At 39.1% G+C, this 6,778-nt stretch carries 4 protein-coding genes; all 4 read left to right on the plus strand.

Going from position 1 to position 6,778, the window contains the following annotated elements:
• Positions 1-40 precede the first annotated feature (40 nt).
• The gene (locus QZZ35_RS08095; RefSeq protein ID WP_291236941.1) at positions 41-781 is read left to right on the plus strand and encodes a DUF6036 family nucleotidyltransferase; all 741 of its coding nucleotides are present in this window, start codon (positions 41-43) and stop codon (positions 779-781) included.
• Positions 759-1,490 (plus strand): metallophosphoesterase, encoded by a 732-nt coding sequence (locus QZZ35_RS08100; protein ID WP_291236942.1) that lies wholly within the window; start codon positions 759-761, stop codon positions 1,488-1,490. The genes QZZ35_RS08095 and QZZ35_RS08100 overlap by 23 nt, the downstream gene beginning before the upstream one ends.
• 5 nt (positions 1,491-1,495) lie before the next feature.
• Positions 1,496-4,474, plus strand: coding sequence for a TOTE conflict system archaeo-eukaryotic primase domain-containing protein (locus QZZ35_RS08105; protein WP_291236943.1), 2,979 nt, complete (start codon positions 1,496-1,498; stop codon positions 4,472-4,474).
• 465 nt (positions 4,475-4,939) lie between these two features.
• Positions 4,940-6,778: DUF2075 domain-containing protein (locus QZZ35_RS08110; RefSeq protein WP_291236944.1), on the plus strand; the 1,839-nt coding region annotated here is incomplete at its 3' end.

The following is a 6,778-nucleotide window of genomic DNA, read 5'->3' on the forward strand; positions in this document are numbered from 1 at the left end:
AAAGAATTTGCAAAATATAATATCATAGAGGGGGATTTGTATGATGCCGTCTGATAAGAAAATCACAAGGGAGAATGCAAAGGATATTATAAAGCAGTTTGCAAAAGAATACCGTAAAGAACTTGGTAAGGTTCCCGGCGAGATTATTATCGTGGGTGGTGGAAGTATTATGCTTAATTATAAGTTTCGCGATGCCACTCAGGATTTTGATGTGATTCTTAAAACGGTATCCAGCGTTACAGATATTATAAAGAAATTTGCGGATGAAAATGGTCTTCCAAGAGATTGGATGAATTCAGATTTTATTAAAACTGCATCCTATTCAGATATGTTATCCGAGGTGTCAAAACACCTATGGACTCTAAACAACGGAACCTTGGAGATAAGAACTGTTTCGGGTGTATACCTGATTGCTATGAAATTGATTGCTCACAGGGATTATCGAAATGACATTTCTGATGTGATAGGTATTTTAATAGAAGAGAGAGAAGCTGGGGAAAATATTACATTTGATGATATTGTAAATGCCTATAAGAGATTATACAGCTGTGATATCCCAAAAGAAACTGCGAAAATGGTACGGGAATTTACAGAACTTACAACACCAAAACTAAAAGAATATTATAATAAACAAAAGAATTCGGAACAGGAAATTGGAGGGAAAATTATCACATATATAGATGAAGTCGCAAATATCAATACTAGAAATGTAGAAGATGTAATTGAAGCAATAAAAAGAAAAATGGAGGAGCAAGCTGGTGAAGGTACTGGTAATACCTGATGTTCATTTAAAACCTAAAATGTTTTATAGAGCATCTGCAATTATGCATCAAGGAATTGCAGACAGAGCAGTGTGTCTTATGGATATCGCAGATGATTGGGGACAAGAATATAATGTCGATTTATATGTTGAAACCTACGATGCTGCTATATCTTTTGCCAAAGAGTATCCTGACACATTATGGTGTTATGGAAATCACGATCTTAGTTATGTATGGTATATGCCTGAAACTGGTTATAGCAGTATGGCAATGTCGACAGTTCAGAGGAAATTGATTGATTTAAAGGTAACTTTGCCGGAAAATAACCCAATAAAATATGTACAGCGAATCGATAATGTTATTTTTTCTCATGGCGGAGTAAGTGATTATTTTGTAAGGGAATATGTGCCTGCTTCAAAATATAATGATATAGATACCGTTGTGGACACTATCAATTGCCTTGGAGTAAATGAAATGTGGAACGATGCATCACCTATATGGCTCAGACCACAGTATGAGACCAGAGAGATATTCAGAGCAGATACCTACAAACAGGTGGTAGGGCATACTCCGGTGGAGAAGATATTTGAAAAAGACGGCATCATATCCACAGATGTGTTCTCTACCTATAGAGACGGAAGACAGATTGGAGAGTCGGCGATGATTGTTATTGATTCGGAAACAGGGAAATATGAGAAGACAGCAGTTATGGGGAAACAGGGAGTGTGATGAGGATGAAGGAACCTACACAGCAATATTCAGATTTAATTAATTCATTACAATCCAGGATACAGGCATTGGAGGATGAAAACCGACTTTTGAAAGAGCGTTTGGATGAAGCCGGTGTTTCGTATGCGGATATTGTGTCTGGCGACGCTGAAGGAGTTGTGGAATTGTATGACCCGGATCAGGGTGCTCGTATAAAGAAATTTGATGTTACGGATAAGATTGCAAGTGATTTCTTTATGATGTTCTGCCGCGGAAGGAAGGATTTGTATGATCTTCGCTATACGAATCCAAAAACGGGGAAGAACGGGTATTATACGCAGTGCTTTAACCGCTGGGATCGTGGCTGCCATATACAGAAAAAGGATGGAGTTCGTTGTAAGGATTGCGAATTAAGGGCGTATAAGCCTGTGACCCTGCCTTTGATAAAGGCGCATATGAATGGGACAGATCCAAATGGCAATGATGTCGTGGCGATATATCCGATGCTTGAAAACAATCTTTGCCAGCTGCTTGTATTTGACTTTGATAATCATGCAAAGGGTGCAGAACAGGAAGATTATGCGAATACTGATGATAGGTGGAAAGAAGAAATAAATGCTTTGCGGCGCATTTGTAAGAATCTGGATGTGGACGCTGTGGTGGAACGATCAAGGTCGGGACGCGGTGCGCATCTTTGGATATTCTTCAAGGAAATGATTCCTGCCAGATTGGCGAGAAAATTTGGTTTTGCGTTGCTAGAGAAAGGAGCTGAATCCGTCAATCTTAAGTCCTTCAAATACTATGATCGCATGATACCGACGCAGGACGCGCTTCCTGAGGGCGGACTTGGAAATGTCATTGCACTTCCTTTACAAGGAATGGCTCTGAAGTCCGGAAACAGTGCTTTTGTTGATGAAAATTGGAATGCATATGAAGATCAGTTAAAAGTTCTTGCCGGAACAAGGCGACTGACCAGACAGGAGATAGAGGACTATCTGTCTTTATGGTACAGTACGGGATTCACCAGCGAAGACAATGGTACTGATGCGCCATGGGATAAGAATTCGGGGATTGAAGCAGGCAGTGTTAAGGGCGTGGTGCGTATCGTGCTGGCTGACCGCATTTACATAGACTCATCAGGAATGTCCAATAAGACAAAAAGACAGCTTCGCCGTATGGCAACATTTTCAAACAAGCAGTATTTCCAGAATCAGGCTATGGATATGCCAAATTACGACGAATCCAGATTCATTTACCTTGGAAGTGACGAAGGAAAATATATTGTATTGCCTCGCGGACTTCGGGAAGATATTCTAAAGAAGTTTGATAATGCGGGGATCAGATATAAGATTGAAGATAAGAGAACCCAAGGGCGGGAATTAAATATCTCGTTTAAGGGAGAATTGCGTGAATCACAGATTCCCGCTGCGGAAACTATGCTTGAAAATGAAACTGGGATACTGCACGCCGCAACAGCGTTTGGTAAGACTGTAGTCTGCTGCGACATGATCGCAAGAAGAGGCATAAGTACCTTAATACTTGTAGACAGGGCGGATCTAATGAACCAGTGGATTAAACGTCTGGACGAATTTCTGGATATTGATGAAGAACTGCCTGAATATCAGACAAAGACCGGGCGTACACGAAAAAGAAAATCGTTGATTGGAAATCTTCAAGGAGCGCATGATACACTGACCGGAATAGTGGATGTGGCCATGATACGTTCTCTCAAGAAAAAGGATGGATTTCATCCGATGCTGAAAGAATATGCTCAAGTATACTTTGACGAATGCCATCACGCAGCGTCTGAAAGCGCAATAGAAGTGCTGCAGGAGATTAATGCAAAGTATGTGTATGGCGTGACGGCAACACCGAAACGTGGTGATGGTAAGGAAAAGATAAACGAATTTCTGCTCGGCCCTATCAGGTATAGGTTTACAGCAAAAGACAGAGCCGAGGAGCAGAATATCGATCATCTGGTATATCCCCGATTTACCCGAACAGTAAAGCCTCATCATTTGTCAAAAACACCATATGGTAATGATGCCTATGAACTGATAAGGAATAATGATGTTCGTGACGAACAGATCATCAGGGATGTTGCGGACTGTGTGCAGGCTGGAAGAACTCCGGTAGTACTGACGAAATATGTTGATCATGCGAATAAGCTGTCTGAAAGACTTAAGAAATATGCTGACCGATTGATTCTGCTAACGGGGGCAAATGGAACGAAAGTGCGCAGGGCACAGGTGAAAGAACTGAATGAAGTTGATGATTCGGACAGTCTTATTCTTGTGGGAACGGGCTCTTTACTTGGAGAGGGCTTCGACTTTCCGAGACTTGATACCCTGTTCATGGCGACTCCTGTTTCAGGAGAAAATGTTGTGGAGCAGTATGTCGGACGACTTAACAGGGATTATGATGGTAAAGAAAATGTCATTGTCTATGACTATGTGGACAGTCATATCCCGAAGTTCGATAAAATGTATGCAGCAAGGCTGAAGGCGTATAAAAAGATCGGATATGAGCTTTGCGTTAATATGGATGGTGAAAAGCAGAAGGCAAATGCAATCTATGATATAGAAAACTATGCAGAAACTTATTGGAAGGATCTTGAGGAGGCAAATTCAGCGGTCGTTGTATCAAGTCCAAGGTTAAATAATCAAAAAGTGGATCGCATTATAAACATGCTTGGAAAGCGGCGGGAGTTGGGAGTCAAGGTTACAATTGTTACATGGCATCCTGATGCCTATAAATATGGCAAAGATGATGTCCGAATGGAGCTTATGGAGAGACTTCGTAAAGCAGGTTTTGAGATCAGGCTTGTGGAAGAATCTTGTGAGCATTATGCCGTAATCGATAATGAGATTGTCTGGTATGGAAGTGTGAACCTGCTGTCAAAGGAAGATGCTGAGGACAATCTGATGCGGGTATGCAGTAAAGATATCGCAGCAGAGCTTCTTGAGATGACATTTGGCTCTGAAGCAGAACTGCAGGAATGGTAAGTATGGACGCAAAAAAATCTCAAGATTATACTTAGGATATTAGCTAGCAGGGTAGGGAAATAAAATAGACTAAAATAGAATATCAAAAATAAAAACGGAAAATCCGTTGATAAATTTAGAATACAGCAGTGAACTGTCGTGAAATGGAAAATAAAAACAAACTGTTTATATATTTGTAACATTGGCGGTGCCAGATGCATTAGTGTATTGTCTTCCTTTGTGAGGCTGAAAAATGAAATCGGATTTTCAAGAGAAGATACAGAGCCATATATCCAATCCTATATGAGCAGATGTTTAGGAAAAGACCAAAAGACCTTTCGAGTACAAGATACATCAAAAGAAGGAGAATGTGTAAGATACCTTGCAAGCAGGTGTTTGATGAAATATTTGACGGCAAAATTAAAGAAATGAAGACGGGTAATTTGAGGTACATATAATATAAATTGCGGAAAGGGAGATGAGTGAATGTTAATATACAATGGATTAAAGTCAGACTTTATGTCAGATACAGAAAATGATGTTTTGGAGACAAAATTGTATGATGCAATAAAGAATAAAATGAATCGTAGCACCGGATTAAGCGAACTCAATTCCTGGAGAAATTCTCTAAAGGAAATGTACATTACTTTGAATGATTCTAATATACCTTCTGATGTTGGGGTTGCAATAGAATACAATATTCCTCAAACATCCAAGAGAGTTGATTTCCTGATTTCCGGATATGGGAAAGATAATAAAGGAAATGTTATTATTGTAGAACTGAAGCAATGGGAAAAATTGCAGGCTATCGAGGGACAGGAAGCGATTGTTGAAACTTTTATAGGAGGAGCAAATAGAAGAGTAGTGCATCCAAGTTATCAGGCGTGGTCTTATGCTGCGTTAATAAAAGATTATAATGAATATGTGCAAGATGCCGATATTGAACTACATCCGTGTGCATATCTACATAATTATCCAAGAGTAGAGAATGATCCTTTGGATGCGAAACAGTATAATGACATATTAGTTGATGCACCGGCTTTTACATATGGACAGAGAGATGCATTAAGGAACTTTATTAAAAAAAATATAAAAACCGGAGACAATGAGGATACCTTAGTAAAAATTGAACATGGGAAAATCAGACCATCGAAACAATTGCAGGATGCTATTAGTGGAATGCTTAAAGGAAACAAAGAATTCATAATGTTGGACGAGCAGAAGGTCATCTATGAAAACATTTTATGCCTTTCAACAAAATGTCAAAAGGACGGTAAGAAAAGAACTATTATTGTTGAAGGGGGACCGGGCACAGGGAAAACAGTTGTTGCAATTAATTTATTAGCAGAACTTACTAAAAGAAATCAGTTTGTACAATATGTTTCTAAAAATGCAGCCCCTAGAACTGTTTATGGATACAAACTAAAGGGAACAATGAAGAAAAGTAGTGTGGATAATCTATTTAAAGGGTCTGGTTGTTACACTGAAGCACCAACAAATTCTGTGAGTACCATTTTAGCTGATGAAGCACACAGATTAAATGAAAAGTCCGGAATGTTTCAAAATATTGGAGAAAATCAGATTAAGGAGATAATCCATGCATCGCGCTGTAGTGTGTTTTTTATTGATGAAAGTCAAAGAGTTACCACAAGCGATATCGGAAGCATAGCAGAAATTGAAAAATGGGCAGAAAGAGAAAATTCTGAAGTAATAAAAATGGAGCTCGTTTCGCAATTTAGATGTAACGGATCAGATGGATACCTTGCGTGGGTTGATGATGTATTGCAAATTCGTGATACCGCTAACTATGATTTAGAAGGAATTGACTATGACATTCAAATATGCGATTCCCCTAAAGAAATGGAACGTATTGTAATAGAAAAAAACAGTATTAGAAACCGAGCACGTATTTTAGCGGGATACTGTTGGAATTGGCCAAAAGATACACGTAATGATGTGAATTATCATGATATAAAGATTGGAGATTATGGTATAAGTTGGAATTTGGATGGTGGAGATGCATTTGCAATTAATCCGAATTCAGTACATGAGGCAGGATGCATTCATACTTCTCAGGGATTGGAATTTGATTATGTTGGCGTAATAATCGGCGATGATATGAGGTATGAGAATGGAGAGATCATTACAGACTATTCAAAACGAGCAAAAACAGACCAATCTATGAAGGGGATAAAAGGTCTGGCAAAAGAAGATCCTGAAAAGGCAAATCAATTAGCAGATGAAATCATAAAGAATACATATCGAACCTTAATGACCAGAGGAATGAAGGGATGCTATGTATATTGTACAGATAGTGAACTGGCG

It is taken from the genome of Frisingicoccus sp. (assembly GCA_016298055.1).
In the GTDB taxonomy this organism is placed as follows: Bacteria; Bacillota; Clostridia; order Lachnospirales; family Lachnospiraceae; genus Frisingicoccus.

Bases quoted from the DNA above. Each gene is read 5' to 3' on its own strand.
- QZZ35_RS08095 (WP_291236941.1), top strand. From the start codon at position 41: ATGATGCCGTCTGATAAGAAAATCACAAGGGAGAATGCAAAGGATATT.
- QZZ35_RS08105 (WP_291236943.1), top strand. From the start codon at position 1,496: ATGAAGGAACCTACACAGCAATATTCAGATTTAATTAATTCATTACAA.